This is a genomic window from Actinospineispora acaciae DSM 45401 (assembly GCF_000620785.1).
GTDB classification, from domain to species: Bacteria; Actinomycetota; Actinomycetes; order Mycobacteriales; family Pseudonocardiaceae; genus Pseudonocardia; species Pseudonocardia acaciae.
The window spans coordinates 1665830-1690626 of sequence record NZ_JIAI01000001.1; the positions used below are offsets into that span (position 1 = coordinate 1665830).

Sequence of the window (24797 nt, forward strand, 5' to 3'; positions counted from 1 at the left end):
AGGGATCGATGTGCGAGGCATGCGGAGTTCCGGGGCACGTGCCTCGGCCTGACGGGGATCCGCCGCGCAGGTTCGCCGCGCTGCGCAACAGGGACTGCCGGCCCTACCTGTTCGGCGCCGGCCTGGCCATGATGGCCGACAACATCGAGCACGTGATCACCTACTGGGTGCTGTGGGAGAAGTTCCACTCCCCCGCGCTCGCCGGGTTCGAGGTGATCAGCCACTGGGTGCCGTTCCTGGTGCTGTCCATGTGGTTCGGCTCGCTGGCCGACCGGTTCGACTGCCGGCGGGTCATCCAGTGCGCGCAGGCGCTGTTCATGGCCGTGTCGGTGGCCTGGGGCGTGCTGTTCCTGACCGACTCGCTCCAGATGTGGGAGGCGTGCCTGCTGCTGGTGCTGCACGGGCTGGCCGGGGCGCTCTGGGCGCCGGGCGAACAGCTGATGCTGCACGACTTCGTCGGCGCCGCGGAGCTGCCCAGCGCGATCCAGCTCAACGCCACGTTCCGCAGCCTGGGCATCCTGTTCGGCCCGGTGGTCGGCTCGGCGCTGCTGCTCGGGCTGGGGCCGGTCGCCGGGATCTTCGTGAACGTGGCGTTCTACCTGCCGTTGACCCTGTTCCTGTTCCGCACCCGGTTCACCGGCCACACCCGGGACAGCCACGCACAGCCGAGGGTGGGCGCGCTGGAGTCGCTGCGGGTGCTGCGCGAGGTGGCCGCCAACCGCACGCTGGTCAGCATGATCGTGCTGGCCGGGCTCGGGTCGTTCTTCGTCGGCGCCTCGATGCAGGCCGCGATGCCGATCTTCGCCAACGGGTTCGGCGACGAGGGTGCCGGCGCCGCGTACGGGGTGCTGTTGTTCGCCACCGGGGCCGGCGGGGTGCTCGGCGGGCTGCTGTTGGAGGCGACCGGCTGGGTCAGGCCGAACGTGCCGGCGGCGGTGGTCAGCACCGTGCTCTACGGGCTGGCCAGCCTGTACTTCGCGCTGACCGCCAGCTACCCGGTGGCGATCGTCCTGCTGTTGGTCGGCGGGATGGCCAACCTGGCGTCGATGGCGATCAGCCAGACGGTGGTCCAGCTCCAGGCGCCCGCCGCCGACCGGGGCCGGGTGATCGGCGCGTACGGGATGTCCGCCAACGGGCTGCGCGCGGGCAGCGGGTTCACCGTCGGGCTGCTCGGCGCGGCGATCGGCGTGCACGCCTCGCTCGCGCTCAGCGCCGGCGCGCTGAGCCTGGGCGCGCTGGCGGCCGGGTTCTTCGCGCTGCGCCGTCGCCCGGCGGGCTGAGCCGAGCGTCCGGGCTGAGGCACCGGGCTGAGGCACCGGGCTACGGTCACGGGGTGCCGACGCCGACCCTCCAAGAGCTCGCCGACCGCCTGGCGGGGCGGCTGCGGCGCTCGGTCACGGTCGTCGACCCGGAGATCCGGATCCTCTGCGCCAGCGCCCACTTCGGTGACGAGGACGAGGCACGGGTGCGGGCGATCCTGCAGCGGGTCGCCGTCCCCGAGGTCTACCGGCACATCCACTCCCACGGCGTCCGGCGCTGGACCACGGCCGGTCATGTCCCCGCGGCTCGCGAGCTGGGGTTCAAGCGCCGGCTCGTGATCCCCATTCGCCGGGGCGCGAACCTGCTCGCGCTTCTCATGATCATCGACGAGCCGGACGACGAGCTGGGCACCGCCGAGCTGGACGCCGCCACACGTGCCGCCTCGCTGATGGGCGAGGTCCTCGACCGGGAACCACCCGACGCGCAGCGCCGCCGAGGAAGGTCCGCCGAGCAGCTCGCCGCGCTGCTCAGCGACCACGACGTGACCCGGGAGGCGGCCCTCCAGAACGCCGGCGGCGCGCCGATCGGCCCGGGCGACCATGTCCTCGTCCTCACCCTGCTGGTGCGGCCCTCCGGCGCCACGAACCCCGACCAGCTGTCCCTGACGGTCGAGGCCGGGCTGCGCAACGCCGAGCTGGGCGAGGCGGCCCGGCTCGCCCACATCTTCGCCGGCCAGGCCGCGACGATCAGCGCCGCCACCGACGCGGCACCCACGCCCGAGGAGGCCGACGCCCTCGGGCGGCGGGTGTTGCGCGCCGTCGGCTCCCTGCTCGGCGACACCGCGACCACGGTGATCGGGCTGCCCGCCGGGCCGGTGGGTCCGAGCGAGCTGCGGCGCGCCCGGCGGCAGTCGTCGTTGGCCGCCGAGGCCGCGATGCTCCTCCCGCGCTTCCGGCCGGCCGCCGCCTTCACAGACGTGGGCGCCTTCTCGGTGCTGCTGCGGATGCCGCGCGAGGAGCTCGCCGAGGTCGTCCCGGACGGGCTCGGGCGGCTGTTGGACGACGACCCGCGCGGGGTGCTCCGCGAGACGCTGGATGCGTACCTGAGCACCGGTGGGTCGATCCCGGGCACCGCCGAGCGGCTGCGCCTGCACCGGACGTCGCTCTACTACCGGCTGCGGCAGATCGAGGCGCGCCTGGGCATGGACCTGCACGACGGCGAGGCCCGCCAGGTCGTCCATCTCGGCCTGAAGGCGGCCGAGCTCCTCGACGCGCTCCGCCGCTGAGCCATTCCTACAGACCGTGAAATCTGCCCTACCGATGTCCTACACAGTGCGGTTGTCGCAGGTCATCGGCCGCTCGCAGGATATTGACGTCCACCGGGGCGAACGGAAAAGGAGAACGGGTTCGATGAGCGAGACCATGGAGCGGGTGTCCATTTACCAGCCCGAGCAGGAGGGGCTGGTATTTCCCGAGCTGCCGGTCTTCGACACCGTCGAGCAGGAGCGGCAACACCGCAAGGAGCGCCTCGCCGCCGCGTGCCGCGCGTTCGCCAAGTTCGGGTTCAACTACGGCACCGCCGGGCACCTGACCGTCCGGGACCCGCAGACGCCGGACCTGTACTGGACGAACCCGTTCGCCGTGCCGTTCCGGCACGTGCAGGTGTCGAACCTGATCCTGGTCGACCACAACGGTCGGGTCGTCGAGGGCCGGCACGCGGCGAACCGGGCCGGGTTCGTGTTGCACTCGGCGATCCACGAGGCGAACCCGGAGATCATCGCGTCCTGCCACGCCCACACCGTGCACGGCGCCGCCTACGCGGCCCTCGGGCGACCGCTGCCGCCCAACACCCAGGACGTGTCGGTGTTCTTCGAGCACCACGTGGTCATCGAGGAGGAGGCGGGCGCGATCGTGGTCGAGATCGACGCCGGCAAGGCGGTCGGGTCCGCGTTCGGCGACAACAAGGCGATGATCCACCAGAACCACGGGCTGTTCTCGGCGGGCACGCACAGCATCGACGAGGCGGCCTGGTGGTTCATTGCGCTGGAGCACGCGTGCCGGGTTCAGCTCCTGCTCGAGGCGTCCGCCAGCCCGGCCAAGCCCGTCTCGCCGGAGGCGGCGCGGCACACCCGCCGGCACTTCGGCACCCCGTACATGGGCTGGCTGAACTTCCAGCCGATCTACGACTCGCTGGTCCGCGAGCAGCCCGACTTCCTCGACTGAGCCCCTCTGACGCCACTGCCCTCCCACCACATCCGAGCAAAGGGGCTCGCCATGCCCGCACGAACCCAGGAAGAGATCGAGCACGGCTCGCCGGACCGCCGCCGCGTCGCGGCCGGCAGCGCCGTGGGGACGACGATCGAGAACTACGACTTCCTCGCCTACGGGACGGCCGCCGCGCTCTACTTCGGCCCGGCGTTCTTCCCGGCCGGCAACCCCGTCACCGGGACCCTGCTGTCGTTCGCGACGCTGGCCGCCGGGTTCCTGATGCGGCCGATCGGCGGGATGATCGGCGGTCACTTCGGCGACCGCTTCGGCCGCAAGCCGGTGCTCGTCATCGCGCTGTTCGTGATGGGGTTCGCGACGTTCGCGATCGGGCTGCTGCCGACCTACCAGCAGGTCGGGCTGCTCGCGCCCGCGCTGTTGGTGACGCTGCGCCTGGTGCAGGGGCTCGCGTACGGGGCCGAGTGGGGCGGCGCGATCCTGATGACGTTCGAACACGCGCCGCGCCGGCGCAAGGGGTTGTTCTCCGCGATCCCGCAGGCGGGGGTGCCGCTCGGTTTGTTGTTGGCGAATGTGGTGTTCCTGGCGACCTCGGGGATCCAGAGCTCGCTGGCGTGGCGGCTGCCGTTCCTGCTCAGCGCGGTGCTGATCGGCGTCGGCATCGTGATCCGGCTCAGGGTGGCCGAGTCCCCGGAGTTCGAGGAGGTCGCGAAGCGGGAGGAGACGGTCCGATCCCCCGTCCTGCACGTGCTGCGCCGGGACGGGTCGACGGTCGTCCGCGTCATCGGCCTGCGCCTCGCGGAGACCGGGGCGTTCTACGTGACCGTCACCTACCTGTTGAGCTACCTGGTCAGCAGCGGCGCGACCGGGCGGGAGACGGGGCTCGCGGCGGTGATCACGGCGTCGGCCATCGGGCTGGTCACCACGCCGGCGTTCGGGGCGCTGTCGGACCGCTTCGGCCGCAAGCCGGTGTACGCCGCCGGGTGCCTGCTCACGGCCGGGTTCGGCTTCCCGCTGTTCCTGCTGGTCAACTCCGGGGCGGTGGTCGCGATCGTGCTGGCGGTGATCGTCGCGCAGGCGATCGCGCACGACTGCCTGGCCGGCGTGCAGGGTTCGTACTTCTCCGAGCTGTTCGACACGCGTACCCGGCTGTCCGGCGCCTCGCTCGGCTACCAGCTGTCCGCCTCGATCAGCGGGTTCTTCCCGCTGCTGGCCGCGTCACTGGCGGCGGGGTTCGGGTGGGCGGGGGTCGCGGCGCTGTTCACCGGCGTCGGGCTGATTGGGCTGGTCACCGTCGCGTTCACCCGCGAGACGTGGGACCGTGCTCGGCGCCACGGGCCCCGGGAGGCCGTTCGGGTCCCGGCCGGGCTCTCGTAGCCACGCGGTGGCGTGGGCGGAGAGGATGCGGGCGAGGTCGGCGGGGGCGTCACGGGCCACGAGGTGGCCGGCGGCGGGCACCCGGGCGATGGTGACGCGGGGGTTGGCGGCGCGGAGCCGGGCCACGTCGGTGTCGGTGACCGGCGAGCGTCCCGCGCGGACGAGCAGGATGGGCAGGTCCAGCGTGGCGGCCGCCGCGAGCAGGTCGGAGCCCGAGTCGAGGATGTCGTCCACCAGCTCGGCGTAGCGGTCGCTCAGGCCGTTCTCGTCGAGCCAGGGACGAACCACGGCGGGGTCGGGATAGGGAACGACGTCCACGAGCACGAGCCCGGCGACGCGAGCCGCGGTGGCCGGCTCCGCGAGGGCGGCGAGGGCGGCGAACCCGCCGAGGGATGCGCCCGCCACCACGATCGGCGCCGGCTCGCGCGCCACCATCTCGGCCACGTCGTCGGCGAACGTCCGAAGCGTGGTCGCCCGCCCGGAGCTGTCCCCGTGACCGCGCAGGTCGAAGGCCACCGTCCGCAGCCCGCTCCCGGCCATCCGGTCCGCCACGGGTGCCCAGACGCCGCGACGCTCCCCGCCCGCGTGCAGCAGCAGGACGGTCGGCCCCGCCCCGGTCACCGTGGCCCGCAGCGTCACCTCATCCAGGGCGAACGACACGTCAACGCTCTTACCTTGAGTCATCAAGGTACGTTAGGCGCGCTACCTTGACATGTCAAGGTCCAGCCAGGCGTCCCGAGGCGCGGTCGATGGCGCCCTCGACCCGGTCGGCGAGCAGCCCGACGGCGCCCACGGCACGGCTCATCGGGTCGTCCTCGGCGCCGCCGAGCGCCCGCTCGCGCACGAACGCCGCCTTGACCTGCGCCCATCGGCGCCGCTGCTCGTCGGTCATGGTGCCGCGCAGCTCCGCCAGCTTCAGCAGGTTCGCCTCCGCACCGGCGGTCAGGGTCTGGGCCTCGCCGAGGTAGTGGTCGTCGATGAGCGCCTCCAGCTCGGCGTCGTTCATCACCGGGACGATCCGCTCGGCCAGCTTGTTCATGTTGCGGTAGGAGCCCTGGAGCTGGAACGGCGGCTCGGTGCGCGCGGCGTCGGACTGGCCGGCGGACGCGATGTAGGCCTGGTTCACGCGCAGCACCACCCGCCGCACCGCCAGCAGCTTGCGCAGCACGGACAGCAGCTGGTCCAGCTCGGCCGCGGAGTACGAACGACTCAGCCGGTCCGGCCGGACCGACTCGTCGCCGGCGGCCATCCGCGCCAGCGGCTCCACGTCGCGGCGCTCCAGCGGCGCGAGCACCGGGTTGGAGGTCAGCGCGTTCTCGATGAAGCTCAGCGCGAACATCTCGTCCTTGCCGGCCAGCACGTCGCCGAGGTTCCACACGTCCGCGCGGTTGGCCAGCATGTCCGGGATGCGGAAGCGCCGACCGGACTCGGTGTACGGGTTGCCGGCCATGCACACCGCGAACCGCTTGCCACGCAGGTCGTAGGTGGTCGGCTCGCCGTCGCGGACGCCCTCGATGCGCCGTTGCGCGTCGCACAGTGAGATGAACTTCTGCAGCAGCTCGGGCGAGGTGTGCTGGATGTCGTCCAGGTAGAGCAGCACGTTGTTGCCCATCTCCAGGGCGAACGAGATCTTCTCGACCTCCTGGCGGGCGGTGGCGTTCGGCGCCTCGGCCGGGTCCAGCGAGGTGACGCCGTGGCCGAGCGCGGGGCCGTTCACCTTGACGAACACCATGCCGAGCCGGTCGGCGACGTACTCCATGAGCGTCGTCTTGCCGTAGCCCGGCGGGGAGATGAGCAGCAGCAGGCCCATCTGGTCGGTCCGCCGGCCGTCCCCGAGCTGTTTCGCCAGGTTGTCCCCGACCAGCGGCAGGTACACCTCGTCGACCAGCCGGTTGCGGACGAACCCGCTCATCACCTTCGGGCGGTACTCGTCCAGCCGCAGCCGGTTGCGCCAGGAGGCCAGCAGCTCGTCGCGGCGGCGCTGGTAGGCCCGGAACGCCGGCACCCGCTCGGCGCGGAACCGCCGGGTGCGGGCCAGCACCTCGTCGAGCCGCAGCTCGATGCGCCGGTCGACGACCCGGGGGTGGGTGCCGACCAGGCCGTCCACCGTGTCGGTCAGCGTCGCCGAGGACTCGTAGCGCGGCAGGTCACGGCACAGCTCGATGGCGACCGCCTCGGGCAGCTCGGCGGCCTCGGGTTCGCCGGTCTTGGCCAGGTACGCGCCCAGCCAGGCCTCGATGAGCTGCCCGAGGGCCGCCGGGTCGTCGCGCAGGGCGCGCAGGTCCGCCTCGTAGTCCGTGCGCCCGACCAGCGCGCCGTGGAACCTGTCCAGCAGGGTGCGGGCGCCGGCGCTGGTCACGAACCCGGGCGGGGAGGTGGCCAGCTCCTCGAACAGGTACTCGGCGGCGAGCGGATCCCCGATCGCGTCGGCCAGCTCGGCACACAGCCGGTCGATCCCGGCCACCTCGCCGAAGGCGTCCCGCGCCCTGGCCAGCGACGTGGCACGGCGGGTCCAGCTCGCGCGGCGCGCGTCGTCGGACCGGTGCGCCCAGAAGACCTGGGCGGCCGCGCGGGCCTGCGGCGGGTAGCGCAGCACCCCGGCGCCCGCCCGCAGCCGGTGCAGGGACTCCAGGATCCGCGCGGCGTCGTGGTCGTGGACGCCGCGCTGGTAGCCCTCGTCGTAGCGCGACTCGGCGGCCTGGCGCACGGCATCCGGGCCGAGCGCGCCGTCCCCGGCGGCGAGCAGGGACGCCGCCAGGTACTCGGCCCGGTACACCTCCGGGGTCTCGGAGACGAGGAGCTGGTCCCAGAACGGCCGGGTGGCGGCGAACTCCGGGTCGCGCACCGGGCGGCGGTAGTCGGTGCCGGTGACGACCAGAAACATCTCGCCGCCGCGGGGCACCAGGGCCAGGTCGAGCGCCTCGGTGGTGACGGCGAACCGGTGGCGGCCCAGCCGGATCGCCGCGCCGCCCTCGTCGAACAGGTCCAGCCGGTCGGCCAGCGCGCGCACCGCCCGCTGCCGGGCGGCCAGCAGCTCGCCGTCCAGCTCGTCGGCCCGCACGTCACCGAGGCCGCGCAGCTCCTCGGCCACGCCGCGCAGCTTGCGCGCCATCGGGTCGGACGCGAAGTAGGTGTTGATCTCGTCCGTCGAGCCGAGCGCGGACGCCCGGCGGCGCACGCTGGCCAGGATCCGGTCCGCCGAGTCGGCCAGCCGGTCGGCCCGGCGCGCCCGTTCGTCCAGCAGCGCCTGCTTGCGGGCGGAGAACGCCTCGTAGACGTCCGTCCGCTTGGCCCCGACCTCGGCCAGGAACTCGTCGAAGTCGCCGAACCGCGACTCCAGGTCCTCCAGCCGCAGCATCAGCCGGCCCAGCTGCTCGTCGCACGCCGCCGGGCTGTCCGCGACCGCGAGCGCGGCGGTGACCGCCTGCCCGAGCAGGGCGAACTGGGCGGCGAACTCCGCGCGGCCCTCCGTCTCCAGCAGCCGCCGGCGGGTCGACTCCACGGTGGCACGAGCCCGGTTCACGCCCGCGAGCACCTCGCCGATGCGGCGCAGGATGTCGGTGCGCACCGTCGCGTCGGCCATCTCCAGGGTGCCGACCACCTCGGTCAGCACCTCCAGCCCGTCGGACTGGCCGGCCAGGCGCTCCAGCACCGGCCCCGCCTCGGCCGCCGAGCCGATCCGCTCCGCCCGCCCGGCCAGCTCCTCGATCTCCCGGTGGTAGCCGGCGAACGCGTCGTCGCGGCGCAGGAACGCCACCGCGCGCCGGGCGGTGGCGGTCAGCTCGGCGTCCAGGCGGCCCGCGAGCTCGTCGAGGCGGGCGCCGTCGACGTACCGCACGTCGCGCAGGGTGATCAGGTGGCCCTGCGCCGCACGCAGCTCGGCGAGCAGCCGCACCCACGCGTCGGCGTTCTTCGGCGCCTCGCCTCGGGCCTGCCCGACCAGGGAGGTGATCCGCGCGCCCGCCTGCTCCACCGCCGCGCCGGCCTGCTCGGTCAGCTCCTGGACGGTCTCGAACTCGTCGAGCACCTGCTCCGCGGTGGTGCGCAGCTCGGACAGGGGCCCGCGCAGCTCGAAGTCGCCGAGCCAGTGGTACTGGTCGAACACCCTGGCGCAGGCGGCGATCAGGCCCTCCAGCACCGGGACCGACGGCGCCATCTCGTCCACCGTCGCGGCCACCGACAGGCAGTCCGACACCCCGCGCACCAGGTCGGCGTTGCCCACCCGCTCCAGCGGCCCGGTGCCGGCCGGCTGCGCGGCGGCCGCCGCGTCGGACAGGAACGGGGTCTGCCACACCTGCATCGGGTGCACCCTGGTCGGCTGCTCCGAGGTGGCCCGGAACACCACCAGCGTGCCGTCGTCGAACAGCGAGTACCCGTGGCACACCAGCGGCGTCGCGACCTGCTTGCGGATCACGTTGTAGGGCAGCAGCAGGCTGCGGCCGTCCTCCCGGGCGTGGAAGACGTAGAGCACGTCCTCGCCGTTGGGCGAGCTGACCACCCGCTCGAACTCCAGGTCCTCGACGTCGGTGTCGAACGTCTTGTGCGCCCCGGTGACCAGGTAGTACCCGCCGGGGAAGATGATCCCCTGGTCCTCGGGCAGCCGCTGGCAGGCCTGGCCGATCCCGTCCAGCCGCACCACGGCCCTGGTCCTGGTGTTGAACACCAGGTGCCGCCAGGCCGTCTCGTTGTACGGCCGGATCCGCAGCAGGACCAGCGGCCCGACGCGGGCGTAGTGCACGTCCGCGTCGGCCAGGCTCTGCAGCGGCTCGTCGACCGGCTCGGAGTACACCCCCTCGCCGGTCTCGGTGTTGTTCTCCACCTTGATCGTGAGGTCGCCGCCGACGGTCTCGACGAACACCTCGTCCTCGATCGAGATGTGCGGGAAGCGGCCGAGCACGTGCCGCTCGCGGCCGGTCTCGGTCCACTCGAAGTCGTGCGGAGACGGGAACACGTGGTCGCGCTCGCCGAGGTTGTCCAGGTAGGAGGCGGAACCGTCGGTACCCAGCTCCCAGCGCAGCACCCGGATGTCGCGCGCGTCCGCGCCGGTCTGGAAGACCGCCAGCAGCTTGCCGTCCACCGTGCGCAGCTGCAGCAGCCGGGTGTCCCGGTAGTACCTGTACAGCTCGGCGAAGTCCCGCTGGAACCTCGGGTCGGCGAGTGGCTCGGCGGTCACCGGTTCGAACCGGAACGCCTCCCCGTCGCGGCTGAAGCCGTACCCGGCGAACACGTCGTCGACGGCGGTCTCCGGCTTGAGCCCGAGGAACACGTTGTAGCCGAACAGCATCAGCCCGCCCACCGAGGCGATGTCGCGCGGCACGCAGTTGTGCTCGGTGCGGATCCGCTCGGTGCCCACCAGCCGCAGCTCGGCGCCGCCGAACACCTCCAGGCGCCGCGCGTTCAGCTCCTCGGCCCGCCGGGCCAGCGCGGCCGCCTGCTCGGCGAGCCGGGCCCGCAGCACCTCGTAGGTGCCGGCGTCCAGTGCCGGCGTGGCTTCTTGGACCGTCACGGCTCAGCGCTGGTCCGTGAGCGCCGCGACCGGCCGCTCGGCCACCCCGAGCCGCTTCGCGGTGTCGAGCAGCTCGGTGAGCTTGTCCGCGTCCGGGCCGCCGGAGTTGATCAGCCGGAGCAGCAGCGCCGAGACCGTCAGGTCCCGCAGCTCGCCGGTGCCCACCGAGCGCAGCATCCGGGCCAGGTCCTCGGTGAAGCTGCGCGAGCCGTCCAGCCACGGGCCGGCCAGGCGCTGGGCCACCTCGGAGTTGCCCACGAACCCGTCGACGCCCTTGCCCAGCGTGATCGCGCCGGCGATCCGGTCGAAGAACGCGCCCTCGCCGCCGATGATGTCGATGTCGGCCTTCTCCAGGCCGGCCGCGAGCACGGACGCCTGCGACGCCGCGACCTGGCGCCGTGCGTCCAGGTCGGCGAGCCGGACCTCCTTCTCCGTCTCCAGCCGCAGCCGGTACTCCTCGTGCTCGCGGGTCGCGCCGTCCAGCGCGGACATCGCGCCGGCCTTCTGCTCCAGGCCTTCCGCCTCGCCCTTGAGCCGTTCCCGGATCGCCTCGGCCGCGACCAGCGCCTTCTCCCGGCTGACCGCAGCCTCGGCGCGCCCGATCTTCTCGATCGCCTCCGCGTCGCGCTCCCTGACGTGCACCTCGGCCAGGCCGGCCGCCGCCAGCTCGGCCTGCGCGCCCTCGGCGAGCCGGATCTTCGCGCGGGCGTCCAGCTCGGAGGCCTGCTGGCGCGCCTCGGCCAGCCGCAGCTGCTCCGCGGCCCTGTGCTTCGCGGCCTGCTCGGCGGCCTCGGCGGCCTTGATGTCCTTGACCAGCTGCTCCTGCGCCTGCGCCTCGGCCTGGATCACCCTGGCCTCGCGCTCGCGGTCGGCCTCCTCGACGGTCCGCAGGCGCTTGATGTTCTCCTCCTGCTCGGCGACCGTCTTCTCCACCGCGATGCGCTCGCGGACGACCTCGGCGACCGCCTGCTTCTCGCCCTCGACCTCCTTGTCCTTGGCGATGCGCCGCAGCTCGGTCTCCCGCTCCCTGGCGATGACCTCGAGCTGGCGGTCCTTCTCGATCCGCTCGGTCTCGATCGCCAGCACCCGCTCGCGGTTCTTCTCCGCAACGGCGATCTCGCGCATCCTGTTCTCGTTCTGGATGCCGAGCTGCTCCTCGGTGCGGATGGCGGCGGTGTCGGCCCGCAGCCGCTCCTCGGCCTGCACCTTCGCGGTCTCCGCCTCGTGCCGGGCGCGGACGGTCTCGACCTCGCGCCGCTGCTTGATCTCCGCGTCCCGCTGGCGGCGCTCCAGCTCGAGGATGGCCTCCCGCGCCTCGACGTTCTGCCGGGTGGTCTCCTTCTCCTCGTTGCGCTGGTACTCGTTGGTGCGCACGTGCTCGATCGCGGTGAGCTCGGTGATCTTCCGAATGCCCTGCGCGTCCAGGATGTTCGCCGGGTCGAGCTGGGTCATCGGCGTCTGTTCGAGGTAGTCGATCGCCGCGTCTTCGAGGCTGTAGCCGTTCAGGTCGGTGCCGATGACCTGGATGATCCGGTCCCGGAACTCGTCGCGCTTGGTGTAGAGGTCGACGAACTCCAACTGCTTGCCGACCGTCTTGAGCGCCTCGGAGAACTTGGCGTTGAACAGGGTCTGCAGGGTCGACTCGTCGCTGGCCCGCTCGGTGCCGATCGCCTGCGCCACCTTGATGACGTCCTCGACGGTCTTGTTGACGCGGACGAAGAACGTGATGCGAATGTCCGCGCGGATGTTGTCCGCGCAGATCAGGCCCTCGTGGCCGGCGCGGTGGATCTCGATGGTCTTCACCGAGATGTCCATCACCTCGGCGCGGTGCACCACCGGCAGCACCACGGTGCCGGTGAACGTGACGTCCACCTTCCGCACCCTGGACACGATCAGTGCCTTGCCCTGCTCGATCTTCCGGAACATCCGGCTGACCAGAACGAGAATCGCGAACGCGACGACCAGGACGACGACGATCAGCACGCCGACTCCCACCGATATCGCACCCATTTCGGCGTCAAATCCCCTCAGGTTGTGATGTCGAGCGGCGCGACCCAGAAGAACTCGCCCTCGACGTCGTAGTCGAAAATCACCGTTGTGGTGCCGGCCGTGAGCACGTCCCGGCCCGCCTGGCGCACCTGGATGACGGCGGACGAACCGTCGGCCGCCGTGACCTCCGCCTGCCCGAACGTGTCGGTCACCCGGCCGGTGCGGATCACGCAGGTCCGGCCGACGAAGTCGCCCCGGGTGGCGGCCGGCGGGTCGGCCAGCGCGCGGCGGATCGGCACCACCAGCAGCCGCGCGGCGACCAGCCCGACCAGCACGGCCGCCACCAGCACAACGACCCGGGCGGCAACCCCGTCGGTCAGCACGGTGCCGACCAGCGCGGCGAACCAGGAGACCGCCGCGGCGATGGACAGCGAGATCGTGATGGGCACGCCGCCGATGCCGAGGACGTCCAGCGCGTCGCTCTCCTCCATGCTCACCACGCCGAGCGAGGCCAACAGCCAGTAGCCGACGACGATGATCAACAGGATGCCGAGCGGCGCGGCCGGGAACGACAACGCGGCGTCGAGGAACTCCCGCATCCGCCTTCTCCCCCTCGCCGACCCGCCCGGAACCTACCGCGCACCCATGGGCGATGAGTGAGCTGTTTTCGTCGCTCACGCATCACCAGGTCCGACCCGCCCGGACCGAAATCGGTTGGGCACTAGTTCGCGTCAGGATCGCGGCGGCGGGCCGTCCGGTGGCGGGCGACGCCGAAAGCGGCGAGTACGACGATCACGCCGAGCCCGCCGAAGAGCCACGGCCGCCAGGCCGACGCGGTGTGCCCGGAGACCGCGACGATCTCGCCCTCGCCCGGCACGGAGGTGATGTTGCGTGGCGCGAGGATCAGGTCGCTCTCGTCGAGCACGTCGTTGTGCTGGCGGAAGTCTTCGAGGTCGTGCCCGTACGTCGCCCCGGTGACATCGATCAGCGCGGCGGTTCTACTCCCACCCGTGCACCCTGAACGTCTCGCCGTCGCGGATGCGCCGGATCGCCTCGACCAGATAGGCGACCACGTCGTCCGGCATGGCGTCGAGAGGGCACCACAACAGCTGCAAGCATTTGTGGGGTTCCCGGTTGACCGGCTCGCACCTCCTGGGCCGGCGTTGGTGGCGGTATCTGCCAGTGGATCTTGCTCAGACTGGTGTTACCGGATCGCCAGAGGGCGATGGGCACGGATAAGATCGCGTAGGGCCGTTGCGAAGGCGGGGTGCAGGCGGTGGAGAGTGAGCGGTGGTCGGGACGTGCTTCGTCAGCAGCCCGACCGGCTCGACTTCGACGTGGCCGTGTCGTCGCCGCCGGTCCGCTGCGGTCAACCTACGCGACCCCGGCCGTGATGCGCGGCTCAACGAGGGTGGTCGGGCAGCAAGACGGTCTCGGACGGGAACGTTCTCTTCATTTGGTGGATCCTGGGCGAAGAGCTGAACGGCCTCACTGTAAAGTCGCGTCCGGTTGCGATCTGACAACTTCTGTGGCCGCGTTGGGGGGAGATATCGATGAGGTATTACGAGTACTTGTCGTCCTCCAAGGTCGAGATGCTCTACCCACAGATTGATCGCTCGTCGCGTTCAGCAGGTGGCGAGATCGGCGTCGATCTCAAAGTGATCAAGGTCAGTCGTAAGACCGACGGCGCTAAGGCGTTGTCGATTCATGACAAGCTCAGCGCCGTCGAGGATTGGATCTACGCGCATGAGCCGGTGGGCACGATCGATGATCCAGATGTATGGATCTATGGCCGGACGAATCTGATCGCAACGATGTTGACTTTGCGGGATTGGCCCGGTGCGAGTCGTGAGATTCAGCGTCACCCTGTTTTGACGGGGGCTCCGCCTGGTAGCACCGGTGAGCCGGTCAGCGGGCCGGTACTGTTCGCGCCTGCCGAGGCATCAGAAAGATCAGATCTGTTGATGGGTGGTTCTGCGCATCACATGGCCGGCCGCCGTGGTTATCCGGATATGGAGTTGCCCACCCAGGTGCGCTGGGCGTCGGCTCGGGTAGAACTGCTCAACGTGCTGGGCCAGTTCGCGACCGACCTGGGATTACCGGCCTCGACAATTGGCCGTCAGTGCTACCCGCACGACGAATGGTCGGTGGTGACCGGGATCGCGCAACTGTTGCGTTCCAAAGCTAGCGTTATGCCCAACTGGATCAGAGACCTCTACCTTGTCAACAAGCGAGCGTTCGACGTCTCGCCGCCGGTTCTGGTGGGGGAGTGCGAGTTCCTTGCCAAGTGCCTGCGGACTCGAACCGAACAGATCCATTCGCAGGCGATCCCCAAGACGGCAACGCTCGCAACACCACTGTTCGTTGCGGTGATCGACTGACGACGTCGGCTATCTGCGAGCATGAATGTTTGGATCGCTAGGCGAGGCAGGACGAGGAGGGACTCGTATCCGACGTCTCGGACGTAGTCCAGGCGGCGAACTTGTCAGTCGAGGGTGTCGGCAGGTCCCTGCGCGCTCTCGATGGCGAGTACTTCGTGGTCGGGCCACTGATCATGAGGAGGGAGTTGCTCGGCCTGTCCGACCAGCTACGCGCCCAGGCCGACAGACCGGCGGAAGGAGAACACGCCGCCGGGGTCCGGGCCGGGCTGCACGCGGCCAGCTCCCAACTCGCCTCCCGCGCCCACCAACACGGCTTCATCACCTCCAACGAAGACCTCATCAAACAACTGGGGTTCCCGCCCATCCCCCGCACTATCCGAGTGCTGGACTGACCCACCCCCGTCCGATCCCGATCTTGCTGAGCAGAAGGTGGAGCGGCGCGAGCGGATCCAGCGCGTCGCGGGCAAACACCTACCCAACATCGACCCCGAGGTGTTCGCCCGCATCGCCGAAGAGATCGACACCCTGATCCCACCGCTCGAGGACATCATCCGCAAACGACAACGCCTCAACCCCACGAGCACAGCATCACCGAGCTGATCACCCAGATCGAGGGCCGACGCGGCTACCGCCTCTACGACGTCTACAACCGCGCGATGTTCTCCCGCGTCCTGCTCGTCGAAGCCGACAAGCTCATCCCCAGCCACACCGGCGGCGGCACCGAATTCTCCCGAGGCTACGACCAGGCCATGGTCTCCCTGTCCGACCGCCTACGCAGGCACGCCCAGGACGTCCTGCCCCCTTCTCCATCTCCGAGCTCGGCCGCAAGGCAACCGAGCCTTAGCCTGGGAAACCTTCGCTGAGCCACCCCCGATGATCGAGGACAGACGTGCCGGGCAACGGGGAAAGCGACCCGCAACGAGTCGCCCTGTGTTGCTCCCAAGCTCGCAAGCTAGTAGCGTCACGCACACTGTAAGGACGCGTCGTTGCAGGTCAGAGGCAAGATTCCGTTCACGCGATCCAGATACCGGCGTAGCCGGTGCCCGCCCGGCGGCTCAGCAGCAGCGGGCCGTCCCGTACCAGGACGAGGTGGACATCCACAATGCTGCGATAACGCTCGGCCCTGGCGGCGCGCACGATCTCTGGGGACGTCTCGCCGGTGTTCGAAGTGGTGTGCACGGGGTCCTCCTGGGTCGGCGAGCGGCTCGTACGGTGCAGCATGAACCCACGCACCGACACGACGAGCTGTGGTTCCATCTGGTGCCATCGCTGAGCCGGCTCAGGCCGCCAGGGCGTCGGCGAGCGCGCGGCAGAACCGGGGTATCACCTCCGGCGCCCCGGCACAGCGGGTCGGGTTGAGCTCGCCGACGGACATCACCTTGCGGCGTGGGTCGCGTGCGGTGGCCGTGAGCGTGGCGGCGAGCCGTTCCAGGGACGGTCCGCTGTTGCGGCCGTCGGTGCTCTCGGCCAACGGCATGTCGGTGAAGTCCAGGGAGTCCACGTCGAGATGCAGCACGTACGGCGCCGCCTCCGGGAGGTGGCCCAGCGCCTCGGCCGCGGCGGACCCCGGATCCGCTGCCAGGGCGTCCGAACCGACGTAGTGGAGCGGGAGCCGGTCGGCCTGCTGACGTTCCCACTCCGTCGCGGCGTCGCGCTGCACGCCGAGGAACACGACGTCCGCCGGCCGCAGCAACGGCACCTGGCCGAAGGCCCCCGCAAGCTCGCCCAGTGAGCCCGGCAGGTTGAGCCCGTGTGCGACCCCCATCCAGTCCAGCGAGCCGTCGGTGGTGCTCTCGGGGGTGTTCACGTCGAAGTGACGATCGAGGTACAGCAGGGACGCCGGGCCGGCGATGACCGCGCGCAGCGCGGCGACGGCGCTCAATGCGACCGTGCAGTTGCCGCCCAGGACGAGCACGTCGTGCCCGGCGCGCAGCGACGGCAGGAGACGGTCGCGGAGCGTGACGAGGTTCTGGACGACGGCGTCCAGGTTATGCGCGCGCGCAGAGCGGGGGTCCGGTCGCCACGCCAGGTGCTCCAGGTCGCCGAGGTCGGTCACCTCCCGGCCGGCGTTGGCGAGCGCGTCGAGCAGACCGTGCACGCGCAGGGCGGCCGGCGCCAGGTCCTGGCCGGCGGCGTAGCTGCCGGCGCTGTTCGGGTTGCCCACGACGTCCAGGCGCGGGCGCGGCCGCCGAGGGGAGGCTGAAGCGGTCATCGGAACCGGCCTTCCGGGCTGGATCCAGAATGGACCTTCTCCGGACGCCACCCGGGTGACGCAGGATGGGGGCAGTCGCTAGCTACCGTGAGGACCCTCCCGATGTACGTACCCGCGCACTTCGCCCCCGACGACGACGCGGTCCACGAGCTGTTGGCCGGCCACGGCGCCGCCGACCTGGTGACGGCCACCGCCGACGGCCTGGTCGCCACGATGCTGCCGTTCCTCTACGACCGGGAGGAGGGCACCCTGCGGGGGCATGTGGCGCGCAACAACGAGCACTGGCGCCGCCCGGTGATCGGTGACGCGCTGGTGATCGTGCGCGGGCCCGACGCGTACATCACGCCGTCCTGGTACGCCTCGAAGGCCGAGCACGGGCGCGTCGTCCCCACCTGGAACTACCTGACCGCGCACGTGTACGGCCGCCTCACCGTGCACGACGACCCGGACTGGGTCGCGGACGTGGTGCGTCGCCTCACCGAGCGCCACGAGGCCGGCAGGCCGCGGCCGTGGTCGGTCGACGACGCCCCGGAGCGGTTCGTCCAGGGGCAGCTGCGGGCCATCGTGGGCGTGGAGGTGGCCATCGGCCGCATCGAGGCGAAGTTCAAGCTCAGCCAGAACCGGCCGGCCGCCGACATCGACGGGGTGATCGACGGACTCCGCCGCTCGGGAGACGAGGCGGGCGCGGCCGCCGTCGAGCGCTACCGTCCCTGACCGGGGGGCCGGCTCTTACACCAGGTAGCCGCCGCAGGGCGTCAGGTCGCCGACAAGTTCACACTTTCGGTGCGTCCGGCGCGAAATCGTGTCGCAAGGTGACACATGGTGATCATCTTCGTGTAGGGTTCTCCTCGCTGGCCCGGCCTGGGGGCCGGCACTCTCCAGTGGTTCGTCAGCGGGTGTCGCCCGAGTCCCATCTTCCCCGAGTCAGCTCGGGCGACACCCCACGAACCCGCCGTAGCGGGTGGCGATCGCGGCGGCACGGTCGCGCAGCGACGTGCGCAACCACTCCGGCGACAGGGCTTCCGCGTCCGTGGCGAGCTGCCACAGCGCCCATTGCGCGTGTCGTGAGTCCTGGAACGTCACGTCCAGCCGTAACCAGCCGTCCTCGGCCGGTTCTTCGGCGCGGACGGCCAGCGCGGTGTTCACCAGCTCGTCCCGCCGCGCCGGGTTCACCCGCACCAGCACGGCCACCTGGTCGCCGCCGACCCGAAACCGCGTGCCGCGCTCCTGCCAGGCCCGGCCCAGGTCGACCCGGCTCGGTCGCTCGGCGGGTTCGGTGAGCTCCTCGGCGGCCAGCACCCGGGACAGCCGGTAGGTGCGGTCCGCGCCCGACCTCGTGGCCAGCAGGTAGCCCTGGCCGCGCACGGTGACCAGGCCGATCGGGTCCACCGTGCGCCACCTCGGCTCCTGGTCCACGGCCGCGTAGTGGATGCGCAGCTTGTGCCCGGCGAACACGGCGCGGCGGATCTCGGTCACGGCGGTGTCGGGCACCTCCTCCCCGGCGGCCAGCCGGCGCGAGAGCAGGTCGGTCTCCGGGTCGATGAGCAGCCGCTGGGCCGCGTCGCTCGCGGTGGCCCGGTGGCTTTCGGGCAGCGCGTCGACCACCTTGAGCATGGCCGAGGCGAGCGCCGAGCCCAGGCCGAACACCTGTGCGCCGCGCCGTGACCCGGCGACCAGCAGGGCGAGCGCCTCGTCGTGGTTGAGCCCGGTGAGCTCGGTCTGGAAGCCGGTCAGCAACGCGAACCCGCCGTGGCGGCCGCGCTCGGCGTAGACCGGGACGCCGGCCGAGGACAGCGCCTCGATGTCGCGCAGCACGGTGCGGACGGACACCTCCAGCTCGCGGGCCAGCCTGGGTGCCGTCAACCGACCGTGCTGGCGCAGCAGCAGCACCAGCGAGACCAGCCGGTCACCGCGCATGGGAGAACCTTATCGAAATACATGACCGTGGATGTCATGTATTGCCGGGAGGCTGGTGGACATGGCAGTTGAACGAACGGCAGTCAACCCGGTGGCCTGGTCGGTGGAGATGGGTTTCAACCAGGGCGAGATCGTCTCCGGGCACACCCGGACCTTGTACTGCTCCGGGCAGACAGCGATGAGCGGCGAGGGCAGGCCCCTGCATGACGGTGACATGGCGGCGCAGTTGGGGCTGAGCCTCGAGAACCTGGAGGCGGTGCTCGGCGGGGCCGGCATGTCGCTGGCGAACCTCGTCCGGCTCAATGTCTACACCACCGACGTGGACCTGCTGTTCCAGCACTACGGCGTGCTGGCGTCGCGGCTGGGCGCCGCCGGGGTGGCGCCCACCACCACGATGCTGGGGGTGACCCGGCTGGCGATCCCCGGCCAGCTGGTCGAGCTGGAAGGGACAGCCGTCGCGTGATGACGATCGGCGTCTACGGGTTCGACGGCGAGTCCTTCCTGGAACGGCTGCGGCGCGCGGGCGTCGGCCTGCTGCTCGACGTGCGCCAGCGCCGAGGCGTGCGCGGGCCCGAGTACGCCTGGGCGAACTCGCTGCGGCTGCAGGCGGCGCTCGCCGAGGCCGGGATCGGCTACGAGCACCACCCCGAGCTCGCCCCGACCACCGAGCTGCGCCGGCTCCAGTACGCCGAGGACGACCGGCACGGCGTCGGCAAGCGCTCGCGCCGCGAGCTCGCCGCCGAGTACACCCGCCGCTACACCACCGAGATCCTCGACCGCGCCGACCTGACGCCGATCGTGTCGGCGCGCGGCGTGACGGCGGCGCTGTTCTGCGTCGAGCGCGACCCGGAGGCGTGCCACCGCTCGCTGGTCGCCCAACGGCTGGCCGAGCGGCACCAGGTCACGATCGAGCACCTGCGCCCGCTGTGACCCGGTCCAGGACGTGCCGGCGGGTCTGCTCGACGAGCGTGGCCACCCGCGCGGCGTGGTCACCGACCAGGCGACCGGCCTGCTTGCGGACCTCGCCGCCGACCAGCACCGTGTCGACGTCCTGCGCGCCGGACTGGAACGCGATGTGCGCGGCCGGGTCGCACAGCGAGGCGCCGAACCGGTCGGCCCGCAGCAGCACGATGTCCGCCTCCTTGCCGGGGGTCAGGCTGCCGGTCACGTCGCCGAGCCCGAGCGCGGTGGCGCCGCCGAGGGTGGCCGCGTGCAGCGCCGCCCGGGGGGTCAGCGAGGGGATGCCCGCCTTGCGGACGGGGGAACGGCCGTGCCGCCGCTCGCGCTGCGCGTCGAGGAAGCCCTGCACGTGCACGACCAGGCGCAGCTGCGCGAACAGGTCGGCGTTGACCAGCGACGGGATGTCGCAGCCCCAGGTCACCGGGACGCCCGCGCGCAGCGCCCTGCCGAGCACCGTGCACGGCGCCCCGTACACCTCCACCGAGGGCGTGAACGACAGCGTCATGCCGTGCTCGCGCAGCATCAGCACCTCGTCGTCGCTGAACATGTTGCCGTGCACCGGCAGCACGTCCGGGCCGAGCACGCCCGCCTCGTTCATGGCCGTGATCTGCCGCTCGAAGTTGGAGTGGATGGTCATTCGCAGGCCGTTCTCCCTGGCGAACGCCACCTCCCGGACGCAGGTGCCGATGTCCACCGTCTCCAGGTCGGACAGGGCGACCATCATGGACAGCCGCCCGCCCATCCCCTCCAGCCGGCGCGCCACGTCGTCGAACCGGTCGGCCTGCGAGCCGAACACCCCGGCGGGCTTCTCCTTGACGCTGTAGCCGAACACGGCCCGCAGGCCCGCGTCGCGCAGGCCGGCCAGCGCGGAGTCGACGTGGGCCGGCGAGGTGATCGCGTGGCAGAAGTCCAGCGCGGTGGTGGTGCCGTTGGACAGCAGCTCCAGGCCGCCGACGTAGCCCCCGGCGTACATGTCCTCGGGCCGGTAGCGCTCGCGGTGGGGCAGCACCTCGGTGAAGTACTCGCCCTTCCAGAGGTCGGAGGCCAGCCCGCGCAGCGGGGTCTGCCACAGGTGGATGTGCGTGTCCACCAGGCCGGGCAGGACGAACATCCCGGCCGCGTCGATCACCTCGTCGGCCGGCTCGTCGATCTGCTCGGCGACCCGCTCGATCCGGCCGCCGCGCACCAGGACGTCGCCCGTCGGCAGGTCGCCGAGGGCCGGGTCCATGGTCAGCACGAACCCGCGCCGGATCAGGGTGGTTCTGGGGCTCATGAGGCTCCTCTGGTCAGGACCGGATGGTTCGCGCGGCGGTGCGCGCGCCGCTGTCGCTGCCGGACCGGGTCGGGCAGTGGCGCGGCGTCCAGCAGCGCGCGGGTGTACGGGTGCGACGGCGCGGTGTAGACCCGCTCGCCGGGGCCGGACTCCACCAGCACGCCCCGGTGCATCACGCCGACCTCGTGGCTGATGTGGCGGACCACGCTGAGGTCGTGCGCGATGAACAGGTAGCTCAGCCCCAGCTCGCGCTGCAGGTCGACCAGCAGGTTGATGACCTGGCTCTGGGTGGACACGTCCAGCGCGCTCACCGGTTCGTCGCAGATCACCAGCCGGGGCCGGACCGCGAGCGCCCGCGCGATGGCCACCCGTTGCCGCTGCCCGCCGGACAGCTCGTTCGGCAGCCGGTTGCCGTGGTGGGTCGCCAGGCCGACCTGGTCGAGCAGGGTGCGCAGCGCCGCCGGCCGGTCCGCCCTGGCCACACCGGCGCCCTGCGCGAGCGCCCGCTCCAGGATGGTGAACACCAGCTGTCCGGGGTTGAGCGAGGTCAGCGGGTCCTGGAAGACCACCTGCACGGCGCCCCGGTACCAGCGCGGGGTGCGCCGGCCGAAGTCGGTCACCGACCGGCCGTCGAAGCCGACCGTGCCGCCGGCCGGGCGCACCAGCCGCAGCACCGCGCGCCCGACGCTGCTCTTGCCCGAGCCGGACTCGCCGACCAGCCCGAACGTGCGCCCGACCGGGATGTCGAAGGACACCCCGCGCACCGCGTCCATCCGCGTCCGGCGCAGTGACACCCCGGCGCGGCCCAGCGGGTAGCTCACCCGCAGGTCACGCACCCGCAGCAGCGGCTCAGCCACGACCGCCTCCCGGCGTCAGCTCGCCGGCGCGCACGCAGCGGACGTCGGAGCGCAGCGGCACCGGGCCCTGCCGGCAGGCGTCCAGCACGTGCGAGCAGCGGGGGTGGAAGCGGCAGCCGGGCGGCCACTCCCACGGTGCGGGGACGGCGCCGGGGATGGTCGGCAGTCGCTCGCCGGAGCCGTGCACGGTCGGCAGGGCGGTGAGCAGCGCCGAGGTGTAGGGGTGGCGGGGCGCGCGGAACAGGTCGGTCACCTCGGCGGTCTCCACGATCTGGCCGGCGTACATCACCGAGACCCGGTCGCACACGTCGGCCACCACGCCGAGGTCGTGGGTGATCAGCAGGATGGACATGCCGAACCGGCCGCGCAGGTCCAGCAGCAGGTCCAGCACCTGGGTCTGGGTGGTGACGTCCAGCGCGGTGGTCGGCTCGTCGGCGATGAGCAGCTTCGGCTCGCCGGCCAGCGCGGCCGCGATCGCCACCCGCTGCGCCATGCCGCCGGAGAACTGGTGCGGGTAGTCGTCCAGCCTCCGCGCCGCGTCCGGCACGCCGACCAGGCCCAACAGCTCGCCCGCCCGCTCGCGCGCCGCCCGGCCGGTGATGCCTCGGTGGCTGCGCAGCGCCTCGCCGATCTGCCGCCCGACGGTGTGCACCGGGGACAGCGACGCGATCGGGTCCTGGAAGACCATCGCCACCTCGTTGCCCCTGATCCTGGACAGCCGCTCCTCATCGAGCCCGAGCAGCTCCCGCCCGTCCAGCACGACCGAGCCCTCGGCGAGCCGGGCCGGCGGCGGCACCAGGTCGAGCAGGGCGAGCGCGGTCAGGGACTTGCCGGACCCCGACTCGCCGACCAGCCCGTACACCTCGCCGGTGCCGATCGTGAGCGACACGTCGTCGACGACCCGCACCTCGCCACCGTTCGGGCCCGGCACCGTCACCACCAGCCCGCGCGCCGCCAACAGCGCGTCCGCGCCGGCCGCCGCACCCACCGCCCGGCGCGCGCCGCTCCAGGCCGGGCGGCCCGGCGGGTGGCCGCCGAGGGCGGTGCGCAGGCCGTCGCCGATCAGGTTGAACGCCAGCACGGTGAGCGTGATCGCGAGCCCCGGGAAGACCGCGAGCAGCGGCTGCTGGCTGGCGTACTGCCGGGACAGGTCGAGCATCTGGCCCCAGCTGGTCTCCGACGAGCCCGCACCCAGGCCCAGGAAGCTCAACATCGCCTCGAACAGCTGGCCGACGCCCAGGAAGATCGACACCTGCACCACGATCGGCCCGGCGATGTTCGGCAGGATCTCCCCGAACATGATCCGGGGGCTGGCCAGCCCGAGCACCCTCGCCGCGTCCACGTAGAGCCGCTCGCGCTCCACCAGCACCAACGCCCGGGACAGCCGCAGGAAGTTGACGGCGAACACCACCGACACCGCGATCATCGCGTTGGTCAGCCCGCGCCCGAGCACCGCGATCACCCCGAACGCGAACAGCAGCGCGGGGATCGACCCGACCACGTCGGCCAGCCGCATCGCCACCCGGTCCCACCAGCCGCCGAGGTAGCCCACCATGACCCCGAGCGCGACGCCCACCACCAGCGCCGGCAGCACCGACTGGAACGAGGCGTGCAGCGCCACCCGGGTGCCGTAGATCATGCGGGACAGCTCGTCGCGGCCCAGCTCGTCGGTGCCCAGCCAGTGCGCGCCGCCCGGGCCGGCGAGCTTGTTCGCCACGTCCACGGCGTTCGGGTCGTAGGGCGCGAGCAGGCCGGCGCCCGCGGCGGCCACCGCGAGCAGCAGCACGTACGCCACCGCGGCGAGGGTGACCGGCTGGCGGGCGACCCGCTGCCCGATCCGCCGCCAGTTGGCCACCCGCTCGTCCTCCTCCGGGGCCGCGTCGGTCACCGAGACGCTCATTGCGGCCGCGCCTTCGGGTCGAGCAGCCCGTAGCCGACGTCCACCGCGAGGTTGACCAGCACCACCGCGCAGGCGAAGAACAGCACCCCGCCCTGGACGATCGGCATGTCGTTGCGGACCACCGCGTCGATCAGCAGCGTGCCGGTGCCGGGGATGGCGAACACCCGCTCCACCACGAAGCTCACCGCCATGATCACGCCGAGCTCCCAGCCGATCGTGGTCAGCACCGGCACCATCGCGTTGCGCAGCGCGTAGCGGTACACGATCCGGTTGCGGGAGGTCCCGCGCGCCCGCAACGCCTGGGTGTAGGGCGCGCGCAGCGCCGTGGTCATCGAGCCTCGCATCTGGCGGGCGATCACGGCGGCCGAGGACAGGCCCAGCGCCGCGCACGGCAGCACCAGCCCGCGCAGCCAGGCCACCGGGTCCTCCTCCGGCGGCGTGTAGCCCAGCGCCGGGAACAGCCGCAGCAGCACCGCGAACACCAGCGCGAGCAGCACGGCCAGCCAGAACCCGGGGATCGCCAGGCCGAGCGCGACCAGGCCGGACAGCGCCCGGTCGGCCCATGATCCGGCGCGCACCGCACCCACGATGCCGACCGGGACCCCCACCAGCACCGCGATCAGCGTCCCGCCCACGACCAGCGACAACGTCATCGGCAGCCGTTCGGTGATCGAGCCGAGCACCGGCTCGTCGGTGAACAGCGAGCGGCCGAAGTCGCCGCGCAGCACGTCGGCGCCCCACCGGGCGAACTGGACGGCCAGCGGCTGGTCGTAGCCGAACTGCCGGGCCAGCGCGTCCCGCTGCTCCTCGGTGGCACCCTGCCCGAGGAGCTGGCGCAGCGGGTCCACCGGCACGATGTGGACCAGGGCGAACACGAACACCGCGACGAGCACCAGCAGCGGCGCCGTCGACAGCAGCCGCACCGCGATCAGGCGCCGCATCC

Annotated in this window: 21 protein-coding genes and 1 pseudogene; 10 read left to right on the top strand and 12 right to left on the bottom strand. The window is 71.8% G+C overall.

Annotated features, from left to right (window positions below):
• The first annotated feature begins 38 nt into the window (after nt 1-38).
• From N912_RS0108045 to N912_RS50270, 4 genes are all read left to right on the top strand, one after another.
• Nucleotides 39-1280: an MFS transporter gene (locus N912_RS0108045; RefSeq protein WP_245645201.1), complete on the top strand. Its 1242-nt coding sequence runs from the start codon at nt 39-41 to the stop codon at nt 1278-1280.
• Between the two features lie 53 nt (nt 1281-1333).
• On the top strand, nt 1334-2545 hold the full coding sequence (locus tag N912_RS0108050) for a PucR family transcriptional regulator (RefSeq protein ID WP_028922043.1): 1212 nt from the start codon (nt 1334-1336) through the stop codon (nt 2543-2545).
• A 124-nt stretch (nt 2546-2669) separates the two neighbouring features.
• The gene (locus tag N912_RS0108055; protein ID WP_028922044.1) at nt 2670-3482 is read left to right on the top strand and encodes a class II aldolase/adducin family protein; all 813 of its coding nucleotides are present in this window, start codon (nt 2670-2672) and stop codon (nt 3480-3482) included.
• Nucleotides 3483-3533: 51 nt separating this feature from the next.
• Entirely contained in the window at nt 3534-4859 is a 1326-nt protein-coding gene (locus N912_RS50270; protein ID WP_051579818.1) for an MFS transporter, read from the top strand.
• A 39-nt stretch (nt 4860-4898) separates the two neighbouring features.
• On the opposite strand, the pseudogene N912_RS65630 reads toward N912_RS50270, so the two are convergent.
• The 5 genes and pseudogenes from N912_RS65630 to N912_RS0108090 all read right to left on the bottom strand — a co-directional run.
• Nucleotides 4899-5543: pseudogene (locus N912_RS65630) on the bottom strand (alpha/beta hydrolase); the annotation flags it as partial.
• 31 nt (nt 5544-5574) lie between these two features.
• Nucleotides 5575-10365, bottom strand: coding sequence for a DNA repair ATPase (locus tag N912_RS0108075; RefSeq protein WP_028922046.1), 4791 nt, complete (start codon nt 10363-10365; stop codon nt 5575-5577).
• 3 nt (nt 10366-10368) lie between these two features.
• Nucleotides 10369-12348 carry a flotillin family protein gene (locus N912_RS0108080; RefSeq protein ID WP_245645202.1) on the bottom strand — a complete coding sequence of 660 codons (1980 nt, stop codon included), beginning with the start codon at nt 12346-12348 and terminating at the stop codon, nt 10369-10371.
• Between the two features lie 44 nt (nt 12349-12392).
• On the bottom strand, nt 12393-12953 hold the full coding sequence (locus N912_RS0108085) for a hypothetical protein (RefSeq protein WP_028922048.1): 561 nt from the start codon (nt 12951-12953) through the stop codon (nt 12393-12395).
• Nucleotides 12954-13075: 122 nt separating this feature from the next.
• Entirely contained in the window at nt 13076-13279 is a 204-nt protein-coding gene (locus N912_RS0108090; RefSeq protein WP_028922049.1) for a hypothetical protein, read from the bottom strand.
• Between the two features lie 628 nt (nt 13280-13907).
• Here N912_RS0108090 and N912_RS63310 point away from each other — a divergent pair.
• From N912_RS63310 to N912_RS63315, 3 genes are all read left to right on the top strand, one after another.
• Nucleotides 13908-14735, top strand: coding sequence for a DUF7019 family protein (locus N912_RS63310; RefSeq protein WP_156993257.1), 828 nt, complete (start codon nt 13908-13910; stop codon nt 14733-14735).
• Nucleotides 14736-14836: 101 nt separating this feature from the next.
• Nucleotides 14837-15127 (top strand): hypothetical protein, encoded by a 291-nt coding sequence (locus N912_RS0108105; protein ID WP_028922051.1) that lies wholly within the window; start codon nt 14837-14839, stop codon nt 15125-15127.
• Nucleotides 15128-15164: 37 nt separating this feature from the next.
• Entirely contained in the window at nt 15165-15335 is a 171-nt protein-coding gene (locus tag N912_RS63315) for a hypothetical protein (RefSeq protein ID WP_156993259.1), read from the top strand.
• A 411-nt stretch (nt 15336-15746) separates the two neighbouring features.
• Here the strand turns inward: N912_RS63315 and N912_RS0108120 are convergent, their stop codons facing one another.
• Nucleotides 15747-15992 carry a hypothetical protein gene (locus tag N912_RS0108120; RefSeq protein WP_028922053.1) on the bottom strand — a complete coding sequence of 82 codons (246 nt, stop codon included), beginning with the start codon at nt 15990-15992 and terminating at the stop codon, nt 15747-15749.
• Nucleotides 15993-16014: 22 nt separating this feature from the next.
• On the bottom strand, nt 16015-16947 hold the full coding sequence (locus N912_RS0108125) for an arginase family protein (RefSeq protein WP_064745172.1): 933 nt from the start codon (nt 16945-16947) through the stop codon (nt 16015-16017).
• A gap of 102 nt (nt 16948-17049) precedes the next feature.
• On the opposite strand from N912_RS0108125, the gene N912_RS0108130 reads away from it, so the two are divergent.
• Nucleotides 17050-17661 (top strand): FMN-binding negative transcriptional regulator, encoded by a 612-nt coding sequence (locus tag N912_RS0108130; protein WP_028922055.1) that lies wholly within the window; start codon nt 17050-17052, stop codon nt 17659-17661.
• Between the two features lie 210 nt (nt 17662-17871).
• On the opposite strand, the gene N912_RS0108135 is transcribed toward N912_RS0108130, so the two are convergent.
• A complete protein-coding gene (locus N912_RS0108135) occupies nt 17872-18864 on the bottom strand; it encodes a helix-turn-helix transcriptional regulator (RefSeq protein WP_028922056.1) in 993 nt (330 codons plus the stop codon).
• Between the two features lie 61 nt (nt 18865-18925).
• Between N912_RS0108135 and N912_RS0108140 the strand changes: the two genes are divergently transcribed.
• The gene (locus N912_RS0108140; RefSeq protein ID WP_028922057.1) at nt 18926-19327 is read left to right on the top strand and encodes a RidA family protein; all 402 of its coding nucleotides are present in this window, start codon (nt 18926-18928) and stop codon (nt 19325-19327) included.
• Complete coding sequence (locus N912_RS0108145; RefSeq protein WP_037062999.1) at nt 19327-19794, top strand: DUF488 domain-containing protein; 468 nt, start codon at nt 19327-19329, stop codon at nt 19792-19794. The genes N912_RS0108140 and N912_RS0108145 overlap by 1 nt, the downstream gene beginning before the upstream one ends.
• On the opposite strand, the gene N912_RS50275 is transcribed toward N912_RS0108145, so the two are convergent.
• The 4 genes from N912_RS50275 to N912_RS0108165 are packed head-to-tail and all read right to left on the bottom strand — an operon-like array spanning nt 19766 to nt 24795.
• Entirely contained in the window at nt 19766-21097 is a 1332-nt protein-coding gene (locus N912_RS50275) for an amidohydrolase family protein (RefSeq protein ID WP_051579820.1), read from the bottom strand. The two genes, N912_RS0108145 and N912_RS50275, sit on opposite strands and share 29 nt — an antisense overlap.
• Nucleotides 21094-21954, bottom strand: a complete 861-nt coding sequence (locus N912_RS0108155) for an ATP-binding cassette domain-containing protein (RefSeq protein WP_028922059.1) — start codon at nt 21952-21954, stop codon at nt 21094-21096. Before N912_RS0108155 ends, N912_RS50275 begins: the two co-directional genes overlap by 4 nt.
• A complete protein-coding gene (locus N912_RS0108160; RefSeq protein WP_051579821.1) occupies nt 21947-23854 on the bottom strand; it encodes a dipeptide/oligopeptide/nickel ABC transporter permease/ATP-binding protein in 1908 nt (635 codons plus the stop codon). The genes N912_RS0108155 and N912_RS0108160 overlap by 8 nt, the downstream gene beginning before the upstream one ends.
• Entirely contained in the window at nt 23851-24795 is a 945-nt protein-coding gene (locus N912_RS0108165; protein WP_028922061.1) for an ABC transporter permease, read from the bottom strand. Before N912_RS0108165 ends, N912_RS0108160 begins: the two co-directional genes overlap by 4 nt.
• Between the last annotated feature and the right edge of the window lie 2 nt (nt 24796-24797).

Excerpts from the sequence above, each read along its gene's own strand:
- N912_RS0108055 (WP_028922044.1), top strand. The coding sequence starts at position 2,670 with ATGAGCGAGACCATGGAGCGGGTGTCCATTTACCAGCCCGAGCAGGAG.
- N912_RS50270 (WP_051579818.1), top strand. The coding sequence starts at position 3,534 with ATGCCCGCACGAACCCAGGAAGAGATCGAGCACGGCTCGCCGGACCGC.
- N912_RS0108085 (WP_028922048.1), bottom strand. The coding sequence starts at position 12,953 with ATGCGGGAGTTCCTCGACGCCGCGTTGTCGTTCCCGGCCGCGCCGCTC.
- N912_RS63310 (WP_156993257.1), top strand. The coding sequence starts at position 13,908 with ATGAGGTATTACGAGTACTTGTCGTCCTCCAAGGTCGAGATGCTCTAC.
- N912_RS0108120 (WP_028922053.1), bottom strand. The coding sequence starts at position 15,992 with ATGGAACCACAGCTCGTCGTGTCGGTGCGTGGGTTCATGCTGCACCGT.
- N912_RS0108125 (WP_064745172.1), bottom strand. The coding sequence starts at position 16,947 with ATGACCGCTTCAGCCTCCCCTCGGCGGCCGCGCCCGCGCCTGGACGTC.
- N912_RS0108130 (WP_028922055.1), top strand. The coding sequence starts at position 17,050 with ATGTACGTACCCGCGCACTTCGCCCCCGACGACGACGCGGTCCACGAG.
- N912_RS0108135 (WP_028922056.1), bottom strand. The coding sequence starts at position 18,864 with ATGCGCGGTGACCGGCTGGTCTCGCTGGTGCTGCTGCTGCGCCAGCAC.
- N912_RS0108140 (WP_028922057.1), top strand. The coding sequence starts at position 18,926 with ATGGCAGTTGAACGAACGGCAGTCAACCCGGTGGCCTGGTCGGTGGAG.
- N912_RS0108145 (WP_037062999.1), top strand. The coding sequence starts at position 19,327 with ATGACGATCGGCGTCTACGGGTTCGACGGCGAGTCCTTCCTGGAACGG.
- N912_RS50275 (WP_051579820.1), bottom strand. The coding sequence starts at position 21,097 with ATGAGCCCCAGAACCACCCTGATCCGGCGCGGGTTCGTGCTGACCATG.
- N912_RS0108160 (WP_051579821.1), bottom strand. The coding sequence starts at position 23,854 with ATGAGCGTCTCGGTGACCGACGCGGCCCCGGAGGAGGACGAGCGGGTG.
- N912_RS0108165 (WP_028922061.1), bottom strand. The coding sequence starts at position 24,795 with ATGCGGCGCCTGATCGCGGTGCGGCTGCTGTCGACGGCGCCGCTGCTG.